17 protein-coding genes are annotated in these 21,667 nt (G+C 60.3%); 10 read left to right on the forward strand and 7 right to left on the reverse strand.

Going from position 1 to position 21,667, the window contains the following annotated elements; translation table 11 throughout:
- Nucleotides 1-146 precede the first annotated feature (146 nt).
- Nucleotides 147-1,097: a class I SAM-dependent methyltransferase gene (locus tag BLL52_RS15435; protein ID WP_075587553.1), complete on the reverse strand. Its 951-nt coding sequence runs from the start codon at nucleotides 1,095-1,097 to the stop codon at nucleotides 147-149.
- Between the two features lie 306 nt (nucleotides 1,098-1,403).
- Between BLL52_RS15435 and BLL52_RS15440 the strand changes: the two genes are divergently transcribed.
- The 3 genes from BLL52_RS15440 to BLL52_RS21080 are packed head-to-tail and all read left to right on the forward strand — an operon-like array spanning nucleotide 1,404 to nucleotide 3,627.
- Complete coding sequence (locus BLL52_RS15440) at nucleotides 1,404-2,369, forward strand: sulfurtransferase (protein WP_420852631.1); 966 nt, start codon at nucleotides 1,404-1,406, stop codon at nucleotides 2,367-2,369.
- Between the two features lie 4 nt (nucleotides 2,370-2,373).
- Entirely contained in the window at nucleotides 2,374-3,447 is a 1,074-nt protein-coding gene (locus tag BLL52_RS15445) for a YeeE/YedE thiosulfate transporter family protein (protein ID WP_075587554.1), read from the forward strand.
- A 12-nt stretch (nucleotides 3,448-3,459) separates the two neighbouring features.
- A complete protein-coding gene (locus BLL52_RS21080) occupies nucleotides 3,460-3,627 on the forward strand; it encodes a hypothetical protein (RefSeq protein WP_173861779.1) in 168 nt (55 codons plus the stop codon).
- Here BLL52_RS21080 and BLL52_RS15450 read toward each other — a convergent pair whose 3' ends face one another.
- From BLL52_RS15450 to BLL52_RS15460, 3 genes are read right to left on the reverse strand one after another with little or no spacing between them, the layout of a single operon-like run.
- Nucleotides 3,628-4,371 (reverse strand): ABC transporter ATP-binding protein, encoded by a 744-nt coding sequence (locus BLL52_RS15450; protein WP_139313416.1) that lies wholly within the window; start codon nucleotides 4,369-4,371, stop codon nucleotides 3,628-3,630. It abuts the gene before it with no gap.
- Between the two features lie 5 nt (nucleotides 4,372-4,376).
- Entirely contained in the window at nucleotides 4,377-5,600 is a 1,224-nt protein-coding gene (locus tag BLL52_RS15455) for an ABC transporter permease (RefSeq protein ID WP_075587556.1), read from the reverse strand.
- Between the two features lie 8 nt (nucleotides 5,601-5,608).
- On the reverse strand, nucleotides 5,609-6,889 hold the full coding sequence (locus tag BLL52_RS15460) for an efflux RND transporter periplasmic adaptor subunit (RefSeq protein WP_241839210.1): 1,281 nt from the start codon (nucleotides 6,887-6,889) through the stop codon (nucleotides 5,609-5,611).
- Nucleotides 6,890-7,268: 379 nt separating this feature from the next.
- Here BLL52_RS15460 and BLL52_RS15465 point away from each other — a divergent pair, with 379 nt between their 5' ends.
- The 6 genes from BLL52_RS15465 (at nucleotide 7,269) to frdD (ending at nucleotide 13,725) form a co-directional block, all read left to right on the forward strand.
- Nucleotides 7,269-8,690: an aspartate ammonia-lyase gene (locus BLL52_RS15465; protein WP_075587557.1), complete on the forward strand. Its 1,422-nt coding sequence runs from the start codon at nucleotides 7,269-7,271 to the stop codon at nucleotides 8,688-8,690.
- A complete protein-coding gene (locus BLL52_RS15470; protein ID WP_075587558.1) occupies nucleotides 8,687-10,012 on the forward strand; it encodes an anaerobic C4-dicarboxylate transporter family protein in 1,326 nt (441 codons plus the stop codon). Before BLL52_RS15465 ends, BLL52_RS15470 begins: the two co-directional genes overlap by 4 nt.
- A gap of 333 nt (nucleotides 10,013-10,345) precedes the next feature.
- A complete protein-coding gene (frdA, locus tag BLL52_RS15475; protein WP_075587559.1) occupies nucleotides 10,346-12,151 on the forward strand; it encodes a fumarate reductase (quinol) flavoprotein subunit in 1,806 nt (601 codons plus the stop codon).
- Nucleotides 12,144-12,953, forward strand: coding sequence for a succinate dehydrogenase/fumarate reductase iron-sulfur subunit (locus BLL52_RS15480; RefSeq protein WP_075587560.1), 810 nt, complete (start codon nucleotides 12,144-12,146; stop codon nucleotides 12,951-12,953). The genes frdA and BLL52_RS15480 overlap by 8 nt, the downstream gene beginning before the upstream one ends.
- Nucleotides 12,950-13,360: a fumarate reductase subunit C gene (locus BLL52_RS15485; RefSeq protein ID WP_075587561.1), complete on the forward strand. Its 411-nt coding sequence runs from the start codon at nucleotides 12,950-12,952 to the stop codon at nucleotides 13,358-13,360. The genes BLL52_RS15480 and BLL52_RS15485 overlap by 4 nt, the downstream gene beginning before the upstream one ends.
- Entirely contained in the window at nucleotides 13,357-13,725 is a 369-nt protein-coding gene (gene frdD, locus BLL52_RS15490) for a fumarate reductase subunit FrdD (protein WP_173861780.1), read from the forward strand. Before BLL52_RS15485 ends, frdD begins: the two co-directional genes overlap by 4 nt.
- Before the next feature lie 77 nt (nucleotides 13,726-13,802).
- Here the strand turns inward: frdD and BLL52_RS15495 are convergent, their stop codons facing one another.
- Nucleotides 13,803-14,687 carry a universal stress protein gene (locus tag BLL52_RS15495; protein WP_075587562.1) on the reverse strand — a complete coding sequence of 295 codons (885 nt, stop codon included), beginning with the start codon at nucleotides 14,685-14,687 and terminating at the stop codon, nucleotides 13,803-13,805.
- 170 nt (nucleotides 14,688-14,857) lie between these two features.
- Between BLL52_RS15495 and BLL52_RS15500 the strand changes: the two genes are divergently transcribed.
- Nucleotides 14,858-16,567 carry a cation:proton antiporter domain-containing protein gene (locus BLL52_RS15500; protein WP_173861781.1) on the forward strand — a complete coding sequence of 570 codons (1,710 nt, stop codon included), beginning with the start codon at nucleotides 14,858-14,860 and terminating at the stop codon, nucleotides 16,565-16,567.
- 33 nt (nucleotides 16,568-16,600) lie between these two features.
- On the opposite strand, the gene BLL52_RS15505 is transcribed toward BLL52_RS15500, so the two are convergent.
- Nucleotides 16,601-18,292: an AMP-binding protein gene (locus BLL52_RS15505; protein ID WP_075587564.1), complete on the reverse strand. Its 1,692-nt coding sequence runs from the start codon at nucleotides 18,290-18,292 to the stop codon at nucleotides 16,601-16,603.
- A 355-nt stretch (nucleotides 18,293-18,647) separates the two neighbouring features.
- Complete coding sequence (locus tag BLL52_RS15510; RefSeq protein WP_075587701.1) at nucleotides 18,648-21,503, reverse strand: aconitate hydratase; 2,856 nt, start codon at nucleotides 21,501-21,503, stop codon at nucleotides 18,648-18,650.
- Between the last annotated feature and the right edge of the window lie 164 nt (nucleotides 21,504-21,667).

A 21,667-nucleotide genomic window follows, 5' to 3' on the forward strand; every position in this document is an offset into this window, starting at 1 on the left:
GAAGCAGGTGTCCGTGCCACAGCAGCGGTCGTCGTCGGGTATTGGAATGCTCTTGAAATATCAAGCGGTGATTGTTCGCGCATTTGCGAAGCCGGTGCTGGGCCCAGGACATTGCAAAGCCCCACCGCAGCTACCAGCCAAGAAAGTCACTCGGGCAAGCGATAGACAAGTACCTTGAGCGCGCGCTGGTCATCCACATCGGCAAATGCGCCCGGGTTGGCCACGCGTTCTATAAAGCGCAGCTCAGGGGCACTGGCCTGCATCTGGTCTTGCAAAAAGGCCATTCCCAGTTCGGGCGCGTTCAGGCACAGCAGCACATGACCGCCCGGTGCCAGCAAATCGGGCAGGCGGCGCATCAGCCGGGCGTAGTCCTTGATGGCGACAAAACTTCCTTTTTGGTAGCTGGGTGGGTCCACAATCACCAAGCTATAAGGGCCATTGCGGTTGAGTTTGCCCCAGCTGCTAAAGATGTCGTGCGCCAAAAAACTGGTGCCGGTGGTGATGCCGTTGAGTTGGTGGTTGTGCTGCCCAATCGCGATTGCCCCATGGCTCATGTCCATGTTGACCACACTCTTGGCACCCGCCTGCAGCGCCACCACTGAAAACGCACAGGTGTAGGCAAACAGGTTGAGCACTTTGAAGCTGTAGCGATCATCACGGTGCGCCGCCACGTGGTCGCGCACCCAGCGCCGACCCTCGGCCATGTCAAGAAACAGACCGTGGTTTTGCCCGCGCAGCACATGCACACGGTAGCGGGCGCCCTGCTCTGCCACCACATGCGACTCAGGCACGCTGCCGGCCATCAGTCGCGTGTCGCTGCGACCCTCTGTGCCCAAGGTGCCGCCCCGATGCTGGAACACCCAGTTCAGCGGCTCGCTGCCCGGCGCTATCTGTGCCCACCGGGCCTGCAAAGCGGCACTGATAGTGGCCAGTTGCTCGTCGGTAGCGGGGGCAAAGCTGGTGAGTAAGAAAACGGGCGGATACGCGTCCAGCGCCCACTGCTCGCAGCCCGGGTGCAGACCCCCACGCCCGTGAAAAATACGCTGGGCATCGGTGTGTAGCGGCATCTGGGCGATGGTGTTAAGCAGAGCTTGCATGGTGTTGGTGTGCTGCAGGTCGAAGGTGTGATGAGTGTAGATGCAACAATTACAAGCTTTTTTGGCCTCTAGCCCTTATAGAATAAGCGGTAGCAGCTATTATTTTTGATTAAATGCTTCAGATCATTGAGCGGGTGTCAATGCGCATTTGGCGGTTTTGGATTCGGGACAAAGCGGCGCAGTTCGCCTGGCATCCGTCACGGCTGGCCCCGCCTTTGATCATTTTCGATATAAGCATCTGACAAGAAAATCGTTCCCATATCTGAAGCGGCTGTTCAAAATCGCCTCCTTTGTTTATCTGGAGCCATGATGCAACGCTTTAAAACCCTGATGACCGCCCTGAGCCTGGGCCTGATCATCGTTGCCACGACCCCCATTGCATTTGCTGCCCAACCGTTGCTGACACCCAAAGAGCTGCAGATCCGCCTGATTGACCCGAATGTGCGGGTAATCGACATTCGCGACGCAAAGGCGTATGCCGTTGGGCACATCCCTGGCGCAATCAATGCACCCTACGGCCAGTGGCGCGGGCCAGCCAGCAACCCGGGCGAACTGCCGACCTTGCCCAAGCTGACCACGCTGGTGCAAAGCCTGGGCCTCAGCCCCGCCACGCATGCGGTGGTGGTCTCCAGTGGGGCTGATGCGACTGATTTTGGTGCCAGCGCCCGCGTCTACTGGACGCTGAAGGTACTGGGCCTGAAAGAGCTGTCGGTGCTGAACGGCGGCGTCAAGGCCTGGTCTAACGCCCAACTGCCACAGAACAACCAAGCCGTCAAAATTGCCGCAAGCAACTATCAGCCGCAACTGGACGCGTCGCTGATCGCCAGCACCGACGAAGTGGCGCAGCATGTGAAAGCCAAAGACGCGTTGCTGATTGACGCCCGACCTGCAGCCTTCTTTAACGGCGAAACCCGCGCTCCCGCCGCCCGGGTGGCGGGCACGCTGCCTGCTGCGGTCAACCTGCAGCACGACAAATGGTTTGTCCCCGGCAGCGCCATCTTTGTGGGCACCGATCAGGCCAAACAGATCGCGGCATCCAGCCCGATCCATAGCGCCAAAGAGACGGTATCTTTCTGCAACACTGGCCACTGGGCCGCGACCAATTGGTTTGCCCTGTCTGAGGTGCTGGGCCAGCCGAAGGTCAAGCTCTACCCTGGCTCAATGGCGGCGTGGTCGCAAGACCCCAACGGCCTGCCGATTGCAAATCAACCCAGCCGTACCGCGCAGTTGATGATGGACGCGAAGCTCTGGATCGCCAAAACCTTCAACTAACTCCATGAAGCGATTGCCTCTGGCGGCCCTGGTGGCGGCCTTTTTCATCTTTCTTGTAATGTCGGTTTCGGTGCGCCAAGCGGTGCTGTTGCTGGTGGGCGTGGGCATGGGCGCGGCGCTGGCGGGCGCGCGTTTTGGCTTTACCACCGGCTGGCGCGAGCTTATCGAGCAACGCGACCCGCGCGGCGTGACCGGGCAGATCATGCTGCTGGCGCTGGCCAGCCTGGCCGCGTTGCCGCTGCTGGGGCAGTTTTCTGAGTTGCAGGCGGCGCTAGGGCCACCAAGCGTGAGCCTGTTGGTGGGCGCATTCCTCTTTGGCATGACGATGCAAATTGCCGACGGCTGTGGCTCGGGCACGCTGTACAAGGCAGGCTTGGGCGTGCCGCTCAACATGGGCATCTTGCCGCTGTTTGCGCTAGGTAGTTTTTTGGGCTCGGCGCATTTAGACAGCTGGCTCACACTGGGCCAGATCGAACCCGTCAGCCTGTCTGAACAGTTGGGTACCGGTGGCGCGTTGGCGCTGACGTTGACTTTGCTGGCGCTGGCACTGATCGCCGTGCGCGCATGGGTAGGCGCGGGGCGGCAGTGGCTTGAAAAGCGCTGGCTGTGGGGTGCGATGGCGCTGGCAGTGCTGGCGACGCTCAATCTGCTGCTGGCTGGCCAGCCTTGGGGCGTGGTGTATGGCTTTGGCCTGTGGGCTGCCAAGGTTTCGGTGGCGCTGGGTGCGTTTGACCCGACGGTCAACGCCTTTTGGAGTCAAAGCGGCAACGCGCTGCGCCTGACGCAAACCGTGTTGATGGATGTCACCACCATTACCAGCATTGGCATTTTGGCCGGGGCGCTGTGGGTGTCGGCCAAGGCGCCCTCGGTCAGCCAGCCACTTAGTTCGCAGCAGTGGGCGATTGGGCTGGTGGCCGGATTTGTCTTGGGCTACAGCTCGCGACTGGCGTTTGGCTGCAACGTGGGCGCCATGCTCAGCGGTATTTCTACCGGCAGCCTGCACGGCTGGATCTGGGTGCCGCTAGCCTTTGGTGGCACCATGGTGGGTGTGCGCCTACGCCGCTGCTATGGGTTTTGACAGCAGACCGCTATGACCACTACCCAACCTCTCAAAGCCGTCTTCTGGCTTGTGCTGCTGGCCTTCCTGGCCTGGGACTTTTTAGCATCCGCTCCGGTGGATTTGCGTAACGAGCCGCCGCTGGTTGCGGCCGGCTCGGGCAAAGCCACGAGCGGCGGACATTGTTCGATGGCAAAGTAATCAGCGGCGTAGCGGTTCACTCGGGCCAAGCGCCCCATCGGCCCGGACCACCGCCTCGTCGCGCGCAGTCTGGCCATCGATCAGTTCCACCAACCGGTCACACCGCGCACCCAGGCGCGGGTCGTGGGTGACCACCACAAACGAGGTGCCTCGCTCGGCGTGCATGCGCCGCAGCAACACAAACACTTCGTCGGACGAAGCGCTGTCGAGGTTGCCGGTGGGCTCATCAGCCAGCACCAGCGGTGGGTTCATCACCAGCGCGCGCGCAATCGCCACCCGCTGCTGCATGCCGCCTGAGAGCTCCGAGGGCCGCTTGTCCAGCGCAGCCGATAGCCCCACCGCATCGAGCAGTTCCCTGGCGCGCTCGCGCTGCGCCGTGCTCACCCGGCCCTCGGCCATCAGGGCTGGCAGGGTGACGTTCTCCAGCGCGGTGAAGGCCGGTAGCAGATGGTGAAACTGAAACACAAAGCCGAGCAACTTGCGTCGGCGCAGCGTCAGCCCACCGTCGTCTAGGCCCACCATTTCCTCGCCTTGCAGGTGGTAGCTGCCCGCACTCATGCGCTCCAGCAGGCCGACGATGTTGAGCAGCGTGCTCTTGCCCGAGCCCGAGGGTCCCATCAACGCAATGAACTCACCCGCATTCAACTGCAGATCGATACCATGCAAGACCTCGGCCTCGTTGGGTAGGCCAGGGTTGTAGGTTTTGCGGACCTGATGGAGTTGAATCAGCGGTTGGGCGCTCATGAGCATCAAATTCGGATCGCTTGTGCCGGATCCATCTTCGCGGCCCGGCGCGCCGGTGCGATCGCGGCGATGACGCCACAGACCGTGGCCACCGCCGCCACTTGCAGTGCCAGCGCGGGCGCCAGCGAGATATCAAACAGCGGCAGACCATCCGGGCCGCGCACAAAGCGGGTGAACAGTTCCACCATGACCCAGGCCAGAAACACGCCCAGCACCGAGCCTAAAGCGCCAACCACCGCGCCCTGCACCAAAAACACACGCAACACCTGCGCACGGGTAGCGCCCATGGCCCGCAGAATACCAATCTCGCGCTGCTTCTGCACCACCGAAACCACCAACACGCTGGCAATGCCCAGCACCACCACCACCAGCACCACCGCACGAATAAGACCGGTGCTGACGGACTGCGCATTGAGTGCCGAGACCAACTGCGCGTTGCTCTCCTGCCAGGTCTCAAACTGGTAGGGCAGCTCGCGCCGCAACTGATCAGCCATGGCCTGCGCGGCCCACACGTCACGCACGGTCAGGTCCACATTGGTCACGCCCCCAGGCAGACCAAGCAAATTTTGCGCGCTGCGCAACGGCACGATCACGGTGCGCCGATTCAGCTCTTTCACACCCAAATCCACCAGCGCGGTCACCCGCACCGCCTCAGTCGATCCGGTGGTCTGCAGTCGCAGCCGGTCGCCCACCCGTAGCCCGAGATCAGCCGCCAGATCGCGTCCCACGATGGCCTCGCCCGGCGCTAGCCGCGCCGTGCCGCTGACCACCTTGTTGCGAAGGCCGACGATGCGCTCGTAGCGCTCCAGGTCAACCCCGAGCAGCGAGATCGCCTGGCTGGCTTCGCCACGCAGCCCCAGGCCAGAGCCAGCCGCCATCGGCGAAACCGCGGCCACGCCGGGCAGGCGCTCTAGCACTGGCAGCAGCGCCTGCCAGTTGGCCACCGTGCGCAAGCGCTTGGCGCGCACCTGCACCTCTGACAACATGGTCACACCTGGCTCGCGCAGCGCGGCCGGTATCACCGCATCATCTGGCGCGCGGATGGAGATATGGGGCTGAGCGCCCAGCGTCTTGTTCAATGTGTTGGCCTGTAGGCCGTCGATCAGTGTGGCGACGTAAGCGATCACCGCCACACCGGCGGCCACGCCAACGATGATGAGCAGGGTCTGCATGCGCCCTTCGCGCAAAAAGCGCATGGCCACCTGTCGCTCGAAACCCAACCAGGCCATGCGTTGCCTCAGCGATACATGGCATTGATGAGCGCGGTGCCAGAGTCGGGCGCAGCAGCACCGCCTGCGCGCTGGCCCGGCTGCCACGGCAGTACTCGCACCCGCACGCGCTGACCATCCTGCAGTGAGCCGCCCACCAGCACCTGGTCACCGTCGGAGAGGCCATCGACCACCTCGACAGCCTCCAGCGTGCGCAACCCTAGCCGCACGCTTCGCTGGCGCGCGCGGCCTGCCTCGTCGATCAGTACCGTGTTTGAGGCGGCGCGCAAGGCAGCCAGCGGCAACACTTGGGCGCTGTTCACCCGCGCCGTCTCGACCTCTACCGAGACGGTCATGTCTTCGCGCAGAAAGTCTGGCGCCGCCTCGGTCAAGGTCAGTTTGACTTCGACCGAGCCGCGCTGCGCATCCACCGATGGCGCGATCGACACCACCTGCGCCTTAAAACGCTGTTCAGCGAAGGCGTCGGCGACTACCGAGGCGCTTTGTCCCACGCGCAGCTGATCAAGAAAACGCTCGTCGACTGGCGCCACAATCTCTACCGGACTGGCCAGCGCCAGGCCAAGCAGCACCTTACCCGGCTGCACAATCTGCCCTGGCTCCACCTCGCGCAGCAACACGCGGCCATCGGTCGGCGCCAGCACATCAGCCTGCGCCAGACGCGCCTGCGCAGCTTGGCTCGCAGCCTGAGCCAGTGCGAGTTGTGCCAGCGCCTGCGCCTGATCGCTACCGCGCTCGCCGCTAGCGCTCGCCTGAGCCTGGGCGTTGGCCAGTTGGGCCTGGGCCACGTCGCGCGCGCGCCGAGCCTCGTCCAGCGCGGCGTCGCTCAAAAATCCTTGTGCCACCAGTTGTTGCGTGCGCTCCCAGGCGGCCTGTGCCGCCCGTGCCACCGCTTCAGCCTGGCTCACCACTGCCCGCGCCGACAGCTGACCGGTGCTGCGCAAGCCCTCAAGCCGGGCCGCTGCCTGACGCTCCGCCGCTTCAGCTTGGCTGAACGCCGCACTCAATTCCTGCGACTCCAGGCGCAGCAGCACCTGGCCCCGCTTCACGGCGGCGCCTTCCAGCACCAAAACCGCCTCCACCCGGCCAGTGAGTGTGCTGCCCACGTCCACTCGAGTCTGACTGGCCACGCGGGCGGAGAACTGCAGCGTGCGCACCAGCGTTTGCGACTGCACCACTACCGCGTCCACCGGCGTGCCGCGCCACCACCAGGTCAGCAACGCCATCGCAAACAGAAAAATGGCTAGCAAGGTTAGCCAGATGCTGCGCCGATTCAGGTCAGACAAGGTCATCGCCGCTGTGCCTCAGAAGCCGGGCGCAAACCGGGCGGTATCGCTCTGCGGTGGTACCACACCGGCAGGGCAAAGACTTGCAGGGCGTGCTTGATGCGGCTAGCCATAGGGCCATTGCCGATGACGATGTATATCTGAAAGGATAGAAAATTCAACCGCATAGGCTAAGTATCCCACCAGTCGATAACCACGCTTTCGATGGCCTGCAGGCACAGCACCCTTCCCCATGCCGGTGCTGATGGCCACTTAGATGCGACGGTCTGCCCGTTCGACGCCAAGTCTTATTCGCGGCACAGAGGATAGAACTCGAGATGATCGCAGGTGACGAGTCTATTTTGGACTTCTAGAATTAACTGCTTTTTTAACCAACGGAGCTTTCATGGACACACGCATCGAAAAAGATTTCCTTGGTGAACGGGAAATTCCCGTCAACGCCTACTACGGCGTTCAAACCCAGCGCGCCAAAGAGAACTTTCAGATTACCGGCATACCGATGTCGGCTGAGCCTGAGTTTGTCCGGGCCTTCGGCTACGTCAAAAAGGCGGCAACCCAAGCCAACCGCGACCTCAAGGTGCTGGAGCCAGAGGTGGCCGATGCCATCATCCATGCCTGCGATCTTTTGATTGCCGGGCAATACCGTGAGCAGTTCATCACCGATTTCATTCAGGGCGGCGCTGGTACCTCCGTCAACATGAACGCCAATGAGGTGATTGCCAACCTGGCGCTTGAGCACCTTGGCCACAGCAAGGGGCAATACCAGTTTGTCAGCCCCAACGACCACGTCAACTACGGCCAGTCCACCAACGACGTCTACCCCACCGCTTTTCGACTGGCGCTGATTCTGCGTCTGAGCGCCTACAGCGAAGCCCTGCGACAGCTGCAAGCTGCGTTCTTCAGGAAGGCCGAGGAGTTTGATCGGGTGCTGAAGATGGGTCGCACTCACCTGCAGGACGCGGTTCCCATGTCTTTGGGGCAGGAGTTCCGCGGTTGGGGAACCACCATTGGCGAAGAAGTGCAACGCATTGCCGAGGTGCGCCAGCTGCTGCACGAAATCAACCTGGGTGCCACCGCCATTGGGACCTCGGTCACCGCTGCGCCGGGTTACCCCCAACTGGCCACAGACTATCTGTCGGAACTTACCGGGACCCGCTTCATTTTGGCCGGTGATCTGGTCGAGGCAACGTCTGACACCGGCGCCTATGTGCTGCTCTCGGGCGCGTTTAAGCGCACCGCATCCAAACTCACCAAGATCTGCAACGACCTGCGCCTACTGTCTTCTGGCCCGCGATGCGGCTTCAACGAGATTAACCTGCCGCAGATGCAACCTGGCTCGTCCATCATGCCGGGCAAAGTTAATCCTGTCATTCCCGAATCGGTTAACCAGACCAGTTTTCTGGTGATCGGCATGGACCTGACGGTGACGCTGGCCGCATCAGCCGGGCAATTGCAGCTCAATGTGATGGAGCCGGTGATCACTTATGCGTTGTTCACTTCCCTGCGTACTCTGGAAAACGCTGTCAATACTCTGCGTGTCAAATGCATTGACGGCATCACTGCCAACGCTGAGCGCACGCGTGACATGGTGCTTAACTCGCTGGGCATCATTACCGTGCTGAAGCCGCATTTTGGCTACAAGCAATGCTGCGAGATCGCCCGTGAGGGCCACGAAACCGGCAAGTCACTGCACGACATCGTGGTTCTTGAGCGAAAACTGCTGACGCAGGAGCGGTGGGACGAGCTTTTCTCATTCGAGAACCTGATCAATCCTGACTCTGAGAAATCGAAGGAACAGTCATCATGACACTTACCATCATGCTTCAATTTGTGGTCGTGCTTGCCGCCATCTGGATGGGTGCACGATCTTCTGGCGTTGGTCTTGGCCTGTGGGGTGCCGTCGGTCTGTTGGTGCTGATCGTCGCCTTTGGCATCAACCCCACCTCGCCCCCCATTGATGTGATGTTGATCATCCTGGCGGTCATCATGGCCGCCTCGGTGATGGAGGCCGCCGGGGGGATTGACTTTCTGGTGCGGGTTGCCGAGCGCATCATTCGGGCCAACCCAAAGTACGTCACTATTGTGGCGCCACTCACCACCTGGACCTTCACATTTCTGGCGGGTACTGGCCACATCGTCTACCCGCTGCTGCCGGTGATCTACGAAACCGCGCACCAAAGCGGCATTCGTCCTGAACGCCCGATGGCCGTGGCCACCATTGCCTCGCAGCAAGCCATTACTGCCAGCCCGGTCGCAGCCGCCACCGCCGCCATGATTGGCCTTTTTGCTGAAAAAGGGATGGGCCAGTGGGGTCTGGCGGAGATTCTGATGATCTGTGTACCCGCTACCCTGACCGGTGTGATTGCCGCAGCCATCGTGTCCATGTTTATCGGCAAAGACCTCAAAGACGACAAGGTGTACCAAGAGCGTCTTGCCGCAGGCCTCATTCCGGTGTCCAAGCCAGTCGAAGACCGCCCGCCCCTCAAACCTGCAGCAAAACTCTCTGCCTTCATTTTCCTGTCTGGTGTGGCCTTGGTGGTGATGTTTGGATTTTTCCCGTCGCTGCGCACACTCGACGGTGCCAAGAGTGCGCTGCCCATGCCCATCATGATCGAAATCGTCATGATGTCGGTGGCCGCAGTCATGTTGCTGGTGACGAGGGTGGCGGTGGACGATGTTCCCAAAACGGCCACCCTGCGAGCCGGTGTGGTGGCTGTGATCGGTATTTTTGGCCTAGCCTGGCTAGGCGACAGTTTCATCGCAGCCAATAAGGATGTGATCGTGCCTGCGATTGGCGACTGGGCAAAGGCCGCACCGTGGACGTTTGCGCTTGGCTTGTTCTTTGCCTCTGTGCTGCTGTATAGCCAGGCCGCAACCACCCGGGCGCTGATGCCGCTGGGCGTGGTACTGGGTATTCCACCGCAATTTTTGATTGGCATGTTCCCAGCGGTTAATGGCTACTTTTTTATCCCCACTTACGGTTCATTGATTGCCGCCATCAACTTCGACTTGTCAGGCACCACCCGCATTGGCAAGTACGTGTTGAACCACTCATTCATGATCCCGGGCATTGTGGCCACAGCGGTATCGGTTGCGGTGGGTATTGCCATTGCTGGCGTGATTTTCTAGACCTCACGATAAGCTGAAGAGGTGACGACGGGGCTGCAATGCCCCGTTTTTTTGTTAATTTATACAGCATTGAAACTATATAAAACAAGGGTTAGAGGCCAATTTTTCGTAAAAATTTCCGCTGACAACGGTGCGCGCCCGGATGCCTGCTTCAGGTCAAAGCGCACGCAGCTAGTCAACACAGAGCTAAGTTAGGGATAATGCATAGCGTTCTCAGTCAGAGAATGATGGCCGCCTTTGATGGACTGGCTCAAAAAGTCGTAAGCAACACACCGCGCAGCTCATTGAGCAGACCCGCCTAAGGCAAGCCTTAACCAGCAAGGAGTCTCTAGCGTGGAAGTATTCAAAGCGGATGTCGCCATTGTGGGTGCCGGTGGTGCCGGGTTACGAGCAGCCATTGCCGTGGCGCAAGCCGATCCAAAACTCAAGATTGCCCTGATCTCCAAGGTCTACCCGATGCGCAGCCACACCGTGGCGGCCGAGGGCGGGTCAGCCGCAGTTACCCAAGCACATGACAGCCTCGACCATCACTTCGATGACACCGTGGGTGGTGGCGACTGGCTGTGCGAACAGGATGTGGTGGAGTTTTTTGTCGGCCAGTGCCGGGAAGAGATGATCCAGATGGAGCACTGGGGTTGCCCCTGGAGCCGCAAGGAAGATGGCCATGTCAACGTGCGCGCCTTTGGCGGCATGAAGATTGAGCGCACTTGGTTTGCCGCAGACAAGACCGGCTTTCACATGCTGCATACGCTGTTCCAGACCTCCATCAAGTACCCGTCCATCAAGCGCTTTGACGAACACTTCTGTGTTGACTTGGTAGTGGAAGACGGGCGCACCCAAGGCGTTGTGGTGATCGAGATCGCTTCGGGAAACTTCACGCTGATTGAAGCCAAATCCGTGATCATTGCCACTGGGGGTGCCGGGCGGGTGTTCCGCGAGAACACCAACGGCGGCATCGTTACCGGCGACGGTATGGCCATGGCCTACCGCCACGGTGTGCCGCTGCGCGACATGGAGTTTGTTCAGTATCACCCGACCTGCATGCCGGGCACCGGACTGCTGTTTACCGAAGCCTGCCGGGGCGAAGGCGGCTTGCTGCTGAACAAGGACGGCTACCGCTATCTGCAGGACTATGGCCTGGGCCCGGCCGAAGACAAGCCGCGCAACAAGGCCATGGAACTGGGCCCGCGCGACCGCCTGAGCCAGGCCTTCTGGTACGAGCAGCAAACGGGCCGCACCATTGAAGGGCCCCACGGTTCGGTGGTGCACCTGGATTTGCGCCATCTGGGTGAAGCCTACTTGCGCGAACGTCTGCCGCAAATTTACGAGCTGGCCGAGGAGTTTCTGGGTGTTGACCCGGCCCATGCGCCAATTCCGGTCCGCCCAGCGGTGCACTACACCATGGGAGGTATCTTGGTGGATGGCAACTGCGCTGCACCGCTGGTGGGGCTTTACGCGGCCGGTGAATGCTCCAGTGTCGGCATCCACGGGGCCAATCGGCTGGGCTCCAACTCCTTGGCCGAACTGTGTGTGTTTGGCAAGGTGGCAGGGGTTGAAGCCGCCAAGTTTGCCAAGTCCGTCGGGGCTGGCACGTCGAGCGCGCTGCTCAAACAAGCGCAAGCCGCCGAGCGACGCATCAGGGCGATGGTCAACAAAACCAACGGCACCGAACGCATTGCTGACTTGCGCAAGGAAATGGCGCAGTCCATGGAGGACGGCTGCGGCATCTTCCGTCTGGGCGACAGCATGCAGGCCAACTGCGACAAGATTGACGAACTGCGCGAGCGGTTCAAAAACGTCAACATCGAAGACAAATCCAGCGTCTGGAACAGCGAATGGCTGTTGGCGATTGAACTCGGCTACCAGTTGGACGTGGCGCAGGCCATGGCGTATTCAGCCATCAACCGCAAGGAATCCCGTGGCGCGCACCAGCGCCTAGACGGGTTTGAGGCGCGCGACGATGTGAATTTTCTCAAGCACACCCAGGCCCACTACAACGGTGCAGACGCACCCCGCATCGACTACGGCGATGTGAAGATCACCAAATCCCAACCGGGAACCCGCGCTTACGGCGCCGCTGGCGAGCAGGCCGACAAGGACCGCAAAACAGCACAGGAAAGGAATGCCACCCATGTCTGACATTGCCCCCCTCAAAAAAGTGGTTCCGATTGCCGAAACGCAGCGGATCATCGAGATTGATGTGCTGCGCTACCGCCCCGAGCAGGATGAGAAGCCCTTTCTGCAAACCTTCAAGGTGCCGTTTACCGACGACATGTCGGTGCTGCAGGGGCTGCAGTACATCAAAGACTATCTCGACGGCAGCCTGAGCTTCCGCTGGTCGTGCCGCATGGCGATCTGCGGCAGCTGCGGCATGATGGTCAACCGCATACCCAGCCTCTCGTGCAAGACGTTTTTGCGCAATTACTACCCCGGCAAAGTCACCATCGAGCCACTGGACCACTTCCCGATCGAGCGCGATCTAGTCGTCGTGATGGATGACTTTATGGAAAAGCTTAAACGCATTTACCCCTACATCATCCCGGCTGAACCCCGTACGCTGGCCGAGGGCGAGTACCTGCAGACGCCGACCCAACGCGACGTTTATGAACAGTTCAGCTCTTGCATCAACTGCATGCTGTGTTATGCCGCGTGCCCGCAGTATGGGCTGAACCCGAAGTTTCTGGGGCCCGGCATCATCGCGCTGCTGCACCGCTACAACGTCGACAGCCGCGATGGCGGTTCCGAGGTGCGCAATGAACTAATGCGAGCCGAAGAAGGCGCGTTCAATTGCACCGCCGTGGGCTATTGCTCTGTGGTGTGCCCCAAGAAGGTGGACCCTGCGAATGCGGTGAATATGGGCAAGACCGAAGCCACCAAAGACTATTTCTTGCGTTTTGTGTCCCCCAAGGGTCTGTCGTGCATCCCAGGAGAAAGCAAATGAGCAAAGCAGTATCCAAGCGCCGCCCTTATGTGCGACCCACTGACGGGTGGTGGAAAAAGAATCCGTACTTTGTCAAGTACATGCTACACGAAGGCACAGCGTTTTTTGTCGCCGCCTACGCCGCCGTGCTGCTGGTGGGGGTGGTGTGCCTGTCGCAGGGCGAGGCCGCCTGGAACGGCTGGGTTGAAGCGCTTAAAAGCCCACTGTCCGTCGTCTTTCATCTGGCGATTCTGGTGGCCATGCTTTACCACACCTGGACGTGGTTCAAAATCATGCCGATCACGCTGCCACCTATGAAGGTGAGTGGCAAGCGTGTCAGCGCCACGGCCATCACGACGACGGGGCTGGTAGCTGCTGCGCTGGCCAGCCTCATCCTATTGCTGCTTGCCTGGGGGATGGGACGATGAACAAACCACTGAAACGCTCCAACGAGCCGGTTTTTTGGCTTCTGTTTGGTGCTGGCGGCATGTTGTCGGCGCTGTTTGGGGCGGCGCTGGTGTTCATCACCGGCATTGGCGCACCACTTGGCGTCGGCGTCAGCCCCGCTGTACTGAGTTACGCCAATGTGCATGCGCTAGCCACCAACTTCATCGGCAAGGGTTTTCTTCTGGCAGTTATCGCGCTGTTTTTTTGGCATGCCGGACACCGCATTTTTCACAGCCTGCATGACATCGGCATTCACGCGGGAACCGGTGCCAAGCTAATTTGCTATGGCTTGCCGCTGTTGGCCACCTTGGTGACTGCTTACAGCTTGCTGCGCATCGGGTTCTGACTGGCTGGCGAAGCCGGCAAAACACACAACACGGGAATAACGCCGACAGCGTGCGGCGTTTCCTGGTCGGATTTATCTCATACCGACACCAAAACGTCACTCTGCGACTCGGTCAGGATGTGCTCTGTGACGCTGCCCAACAGCAATTCTTCGAGCAAAGTTTTTCCGTGTTTGCCGATCACGATCAGGTCGCAATCCAATTCCTGCTCCTGCTCCAGAATGTGCAAGCGTGGATCACCTTGCAACACAACTTGGTGACGCTTGTGGCGCGACAAGCCCGCCTCATCGCATAGGGCATCAAGCTTTTCGCTGGTCTCTTGCCTAGAGATGACGCGATAGTGCTTGATGATCTCATCGCCAACATTGGCATAACGCATCCGCCCCTCAAACGGAACCTCATAGGCATGCAGCAGCACCATGTCGGCTAGCGGCGCGATGCTGCGCGCGTGGCGGATGGCCCGCACCGACGAAGGTGAGAAATCGACCGGCACCAGCAAGCGTTTGTACGACTCATGCGGCGCTTGCTTGACAACCAGCACCGGGCACTTTGTCGAATTCAGGATGCGCTGCGCCGTCGTCCCTAGCAGCAGGCGCCGCAGGACACTCTCGCCCTTGGCACCGCAGACCAGCAGATCGGTGTCCAGTTCGGCACACTGCCGGGCGAGTTCCGGCAACAAGTACCCTGCCACCGCGTAGGTACCTGCTGAGACGTTGTAGCGTTGCCCCAGGCCCACCGCAAGCTCTTGCAGTCGCTGCAGTGCCGTAGCCAACACCTGTTTTTCCATTTCCACCGGACTCGCTTCCATGAGTAGCCGCAACCTTTCCAGTGGAGCGAAGTTAGCCACGTGCAGCAAATCAAGTGAGGCATCCGTGTCCTTGCTGACCAACGCAGCCCGTTCGGCGGCGTGCCGCGCCGGTGCAGAAAGGTCGGTTGCGGCAAGGATGTGATTGAATGAACGCATAAGGCTTTTTCCTCCGGATCAGTGACGATGGATCGAATTGAGGCACCATCAGCAACTTCGCTGAATGGGACGAGCGCGCACGGTTTCTTACAATTCTAGGTAGTTACCCGCACTCTGCACACCCAGCCAATTAATTCGACGCCGCCATGCGGTAGGAGCCCAGCCAACTGATGGCGCATCTCGCACAAATCCTCTTGCTTTTGGCCGTCGCCGTCACCGTCGTGGTTGCCTTCCAGCGCCTGCATATCCCGACGAGCTTGGGCTATTTGCTGGTCGGTGTGATTCTTGGACCCTATACGGTGGGGCCGACGATCAACGTGCCAGAGTTCAAGGCCTTGGCTGAATTCGGCGTCGTTTTTCTGCTGTTTACCATTGGTCTGAGCTATTCCTTGCCGCAGTTGCACGCCTTGCGGCACCAGGTGCTCGGCCTCGGCACGGCGCAGGTGGCGCTGACCACTGCCATCGTGGCTGTTGTGCTTTGGCTGGCCGGGATACCGGCTACCGTCGCATTCGTTATTGGTGCCGTTTTCGCGCAATCGTCTTCGACCATCATCGGCAGCCAGTTAGCCGAACAAGGCGAAGAAAACAGCCCGCACGGCCGCCTGGGTATGGCCATGTCGGTTTTTCAGGATGTCACGGCGGTTCCTTTTATTGTTGTGATACCGGTGTTGGGGATGGCTGCTGGTGCCGATGTGCTAGCCACCTCTCTTGGCTGGGCCGCCGCCAAGGCAGCGTTGGCGTTCGCGCTGGTGTTTTTTGCTGGTCGCTGGTTATTGCGCCCGCTGTTCCGCCTGGTGACCGAACGCCGCTCTGCCGAGGTTTTTACCCTAGCGGTACTGCTGGTCAGCTTGCTGGCAGCCTGGACAACGAGCAGCCTGGGTCTGTCGCTCGCCTTTGGCGCATTTTTGGCTGGCATGATGCTGGGCGAGACCGAGTTCCGGCATCAGATTGAATCGACCGTGCGGCCGTTTCGCGATGTGCTGCTTGGCCTGTTTTTCGTCGGCATCGGTATGCTGATCGATCCGTCGTCGCTGCCTCGTATCTGGCACTGGGCCTTGCTTGGTGCCCTTCTGTTGCTGCTGAGCAAATGCTTGCTGGTGGCAGCGTTGGTGCGGCGCAGCGGTATCACCGCTCTGACGGCATGGCGCACCGGCCTGCTGCTGTCGGTAGGCGGCGAGTTTGGACTTGCCCTGTTGGCAATCGCGCTTGATGCGACGGTAATCGATGCGCAGATAGGCCAAATCGTCCTGACCTCGGTTCTGTTTTCGATGATCGTCGGGGCGCTGCTGATTCGTTTCAACCATGCCATCGCGCAGCGCCTGGTCAGGACTGAGCTCAGCGATTCGGAAAACGCGCCTTTGCCTGCGCTGGACGCAGCTGACCCGCCGGTGGTGATTGGTGGCTATGGCCGTGTTGGCCACACCATTGCCGTGCTCCTGCAGACGAGCGGCGTCCGTTGCATCGCTTTTGACCTCGATCCAATCAGGGTCGCGCAAGGACGAGTGGACGGCCACCAGGTGTTATACGGCGACATCTCCGACCCGCAATTGCTGGCGACGATTCACGTCGAGCGGTCGGCCCTGGTTGTGCTCACCGTCAACGATATCGACGTGGCGTTGCGGACTGTGGCGTTTGTAAGAAGTACTGGCCCGCACGTCCCCGTCATCGCCCGGGCCAGGGATTTGGAAGAAAGTTCTCGGCTGCTCGCGGCTGGCGCCACGCACGCTTACCCTGAAACCATTGAAGCGAGCCTGCGCTTGGGCGCCACGGCGATGAGAATGTTACGCGTCCCGGCCGCTGATATCGACCTGATCGTTCAGGGCGTGAGGGACTGGGATTACAAGCCGGTGCTTGAAGAAGAGCACGATCATCGAACTTGAATGCAGCGGCGCAGGGCTGCCTGCGCAAGCTTTTTACTCACCGTACCAGACCACCTTCTTCCCCGAAGCCTCCCAGTTCTCATAGTTGGCGCAATAGGTGTCTTCGATGCGGTTGCGCTTGACCTTGAAGGTGGGCGTGATGAGATCGTTGTCCACTGTCCAAGGGATGGTCACCAGCACGAGACACCGCAGCTGCTCATGCGGATCGAGGGCGGCATTGACGCTCTCGAGGTGCGCTGTTAGCGAGGCCTCAAGCGCCGCTTTACCCTGCGGTTCACCGGCACTGGCGACAGCGTTGGCATTAAGCATCACGATTGCGAGTGGCTGCCCCAGGTTGGCACCCGTCACAATACAGGCTTCTACTGCCTCGTGGGTGCCAAGTTTTTCTTCGATGGGCGCGGGTGACACATATTTGCCCTTGCCGGTTTTGAACAAATCCTTCAATCGACCCGTGATGTGCATGCAGCCCCGTGCGTCGATGTGGCCCTTGTCGCCGGTGTGCAGCCAGCCATCGGCCGTCAAGGTATCGCGGCTGTCTTTTGGCTCCTTGTAGTAGCCCAGCAGCAGCGCCTGACTGCGCATCTGGATTTCCCCAGTGACCGTATCTATGCGGTGCTCCACGCCATCATAGGGGGCCCCCACACTGCCCTGCTGATTCGTTCCGGGCACAGTCATGTGTGAAATGGCCAGGTTTTCTGTCATGCCATAGCCTTCAATGATGTCCAGGCCCAGCTTGCTGTACCACTGCAGCAAGGCCAAGGGCATGGGTGCCGCGCCCACCGCAGCGACACGGCAAAGGTTCAACCCCAAGGCCTTTTGCACCTTGCGGCGCACCAAGCCACCAATCAGCGGGATGGACAAGAGGCGACTGAGCTTAGCTGGCGGCAGCTTGTGGTGAACGCCCTGCTGGAATTTGACCCACAGGCGAGGCACCGAGACGAAAATCGTTGGCTGGGCGCGCTGGAGATCGGCGGTAAAAGTGTCGAGAGAATCTGCAAAGAACAGCTGAATACCCGCGCGCAACCAGCCATGCTCGACCAACATACGCTCAACCACATGCGCCAGCGGCAGGTAAGACAGCATACGGTCTTTGTCGCTCATAGAAACACGTTTCATGCCCGAACCCATGGCCCAGGCGAAACTGCCGAAGCTGTGCATCACGCCCTTGGGCCTGCCCGTGGTGCCCGAGGTATAGATCAGCGTCGCCAGCTCGCAGGCGCCACGCACTGGCGAGCCCTGCAGTGGCTGGGTGCGTGCACAGATCGCGTCCCAACCTTCGTAGTTCTTGCAGGCATCGGGCGGCGACAAGGCATAACTGATGCAGGGGATGTCTAGCGCAACGCCGGGCTTCATGCCTTCCCAGCCGTCAAGCTTGCCGATGAAGCAGGCTTTGGCCTCGCTGTGCGTGAGGATGTGGTGCACAGTTTCATGCGCCAGCGTGGGATACAGCGGCACCGAGACATACCCGGCCATCCAGATCGCCAGGTCACTCATCAGCCACCAGGCGCAGTTTTTGGACAAAATGGCCACATGCGAGCCGGGCTCCCAACCCTGCGACTGCAAGTGCGCGGCCATGCGGCGCACTTGGTCGGCCACCTCGGCCCAGGTAAATTCTTTCATCACGCCCTGGCCCATGGGCTGGATCAGGATCACACGACTGGGGGCTGTCTGCTCCCAATGGTAGAGGCGCTGTAATGCCAGCGTGTCGGGTACTACAGAGCTCATGAGTGCGCATCTCCTGTTGTATAGGGTACAGAAGGGTCTGCGCCTACCACTGAACAGTATAGGAGCGCTTGGGCGCAAAAAACCATTCTTCTCCAGTCTGCGCACTAGCGATTAACCACCCCTAGCTAGTCGTTCACGGGGTATGCAACGCCGTGTCCGGCGCCTCAGAATTAGCCGTCCGCTTCATTAACACGACAAAACGGTTATCTGACCGCAAAACATCTCTTAGCCCTTGTGGCTATTGCGCTGATAGCTACTATTTCAATAGCATCTATGGTGATGCGCCCTGACCTCCTTTCGAGTCGCCGGCATATCCGTGCTGCTGCCATGGCGCAACGACCTGGTCGCAGGCTACTCAGCTCAGCAAGCCACGCAACACATACGGCAAGATGCCGCCGTGGCGGTAGTAGTCCACCTCGATCGGCGTGTCGATGCGCAAAATCACACTGATCTCGCGAAGGTCGCCGATGGCCGAGGTGATGACTAGCTTCGCGTCACTTTGCGGCGTCAGGTCTGGGTGCGGATGCACTTCGATGACTTCATCGCCTTGCAAGCCTAATGACTCCCAGGAATCCTCGCCGGTAAATTGCAGTGGTAACACGCCCATGCCGACCAGATTGCTGCGGTGAATTCGCTCAAAACTGCGCGCCACCACCGCCCTAATGCCGAGCAGCTGCGTGCCTTTGGCGGCCCAATCACGACTTGACCCGGTGCCGTACTCTTCGCCGGCGAACACCACGGTCGGCACGCCGGACGCAACATAACGCATCGCGGCGTCATAGATCGACAGGCGTTCACCGCCGGGCTGGAACAAGGTCATTCCGCCCTCCTCGCGCGAACCATTAGCGTCGGGCGGCAACATCAGGTTCTTGATGCGCACGTTGGCGAAGGTGCCGCGCATCATCACGTCGTGGTTGCCACGGCGCGCGCCGTAGGAGTTGAAGTCGGCCTTCATGACGCCGTGCTGCTCCAACCACTGGCCTGCGGGCGAGCTCGGTTGGATTGATCCGGCTGGTGAAATATGGTCGGTGGTGATCGAATCTCCGAACAATGCCATGATGCGCGCGCCACGCACCGACACATCGGCCTGCGCCGGAGGTGGTGTCAGAGTGAAGTCTGCAAAGAACGGTGGCTCGGCGATGTAGGTACTGGTGGGCCAGTTGTACGCCTGACCCGAAACACCCTTGATCTTGCCCCACAAGGCGCCCGGTTCGGTCTTGATCTTGGCGTAGTTGGCCCGAAACACTTTGCCTTTCATCGCATACCGCAACAAGGCATGGATCTCGTCGCTGCTCGGCCAGATGTCGCCCAGATAGATCGCACGTCCACCGGTGCCATAGCCGACCGGCTCAGTCATCAGGTCACGGGTCATGGTGCCAGCAATCGCGTAGGCCACCACCAGCGGCGGACTGGCCAAAAAGTTGGCCTTGATGTTCGGATGGATACGTGCCTCGAAGTTGCGGTTGCCCGACAACACCGCAGCGCACACCAAATCGTGCGCGTTGATCAAACGATTGAACTCAGGCGTCAGGTCCCCCGCGTTGCCAATACAGGTGGTACAGCCATAACCGGCCAAGGCAAAACCGAGTTTTTCCAAGTAGGGTAGCAAACCGGTCTCGGTCAGGTAGTCGGTCACGATGCGTGAACCAGGCGCCAGCGAGGTCTTGATGTGCGGGCGCACACGCAACCCGGCCTCCACGGCCTTTTTCGCCAGCAGGCCGGCCGCCAGCATGACGCTCGGGTTGGAAGTGTTGGTGCAACTGGTGATGGCAGCGATCAACACATCCCCATTGCCGATCGTCAGGGCGGGCTGGCCACTCGGGTGGGCCTCTGACGTGGTCAGCGGCCGTGCCGTGGGGTGCAAAGCGAGCCGGTTCGCTTCCATCTCTACCTTGTTGCGCTCTGCACCCAATGGCGTAGCGAAACTGGACTCTGCCACGGGACCGGTACCGCAGGCTACCACCTCGAACCGCTGTGCGAGCCGGTCGGGATTCTGGTTGTATCCCGATTCGCTGGCTGATTTGCTGAATAACTCGGCAAACTGCTGCGCCACTTGGCCCAGGTCGATCCGGTCCTGCGGCCGCTTTGGGCCGGCCAGGCTGGGCGTGACCGAACCCAGGTCAAGCTGGATCACCTGTGAATAGTCGATGTCACCGGCGTTGGGAATGCCGAACAAGCCTTGTGCCTTGAAATAGGCCTCGAACATCTCGATCTCTGCTTTGGTGCGACCGGTCCCCTCGAAATAGGCCAGGGTTTTTTCGTCCATCGGAAAAAACCCCATGGTCGCGCCGTATTCGGGTGCCATGTTGGCGAGCGTCGCGCGGTCCGGCACCGACAGCGAACGGGTGCCCTCGCCAAAATACTCGACGAATTTGCCAACCACCTTGTGCCGGCGCAGCAACTCGGTGACGGTCAGTACCAGGTCGGTGGCGGTGACGCCCTCACGCAGTTGGCCGGTCAACTCCATACCGACCACATCGGGGGTCAGCAGATACACCGGTTGACCCAGCATCGCGGCTTCCGCCTCAATGCCTCCCACGCCCCAGCCAACAACACCGATACCGTTGATCATTGTCGTGTGGCTATCGGTACCCACCAGGGTATCCGGGTAGATGACACCATCGCTGTTCTCATGCACGCCGCGCGCCAAAAACTCCAAGTTCACCTGGTGCACGATGCCAAAGCCTGGTGGCACGACACGGAACGTGTCGAAGGCCTGCATACCCCACTTCATGAATTCGTAACGCTCGCGGTTGCGCTGGAACTCAATCTTCATGTTCAGGTCGAGCGAGTTTTTCTTGCCGTAGTGGTCAACCGTCACCGAATGGTCCACCACCAGATCGACCGGCACCAGCGGCTCGATGCGCTTGGGGTCCTCGCCCAGGCGAACAGCGACGCTGCGCATCGCGGCCAGGTCGGCGAGCAAGGGGACACCCGTGAAATCCTGCAACACGACACGGGAGACGAGAAACGGAATTTCTTCGGTGCGTGGTGCGTTGGGAGACCAGTTGGCCAGCTGCGCCACATGCTCTTTCGTCACGCGTTTGCCGTCGCAATTGCGTAGCACCGATTCGAGCACGATGCGCAGCGACACCGGAAGCCGTTGAATGTTCGGGAACTGGCGCGCCAGCGCTGGCAGGGAATAAGCGGTGCCAGCTTTTCCCGATGCGGTAGTAAAGGGTTTGCGGGTAGCGGCAAAGGCGTGGGTCATGGCTTTTTCTCCTGATGCACGGTTGGCGGTGATGGTCTTCCCATTCTGACAGGCCACGCAAGGCCTCTCACGCTGGAAGTACTGTCGATGGGCGGCGCAAGTCCCCGACCAAGACGTATGCAGGCGCTGGCTCCGCAGTGCATGGCCGCATCCAATAGAGAGCC

This window comes from Rhodoferax antarcticus ANT.BR (assembly GCF_001938565.1).
GTDB lineage: Bacteria > Pseudomonadota > Gammaproteobacteria > Burkholderiales > Burkholderiaceae_C > Rhodoferax > Rhodoferax antarcticus.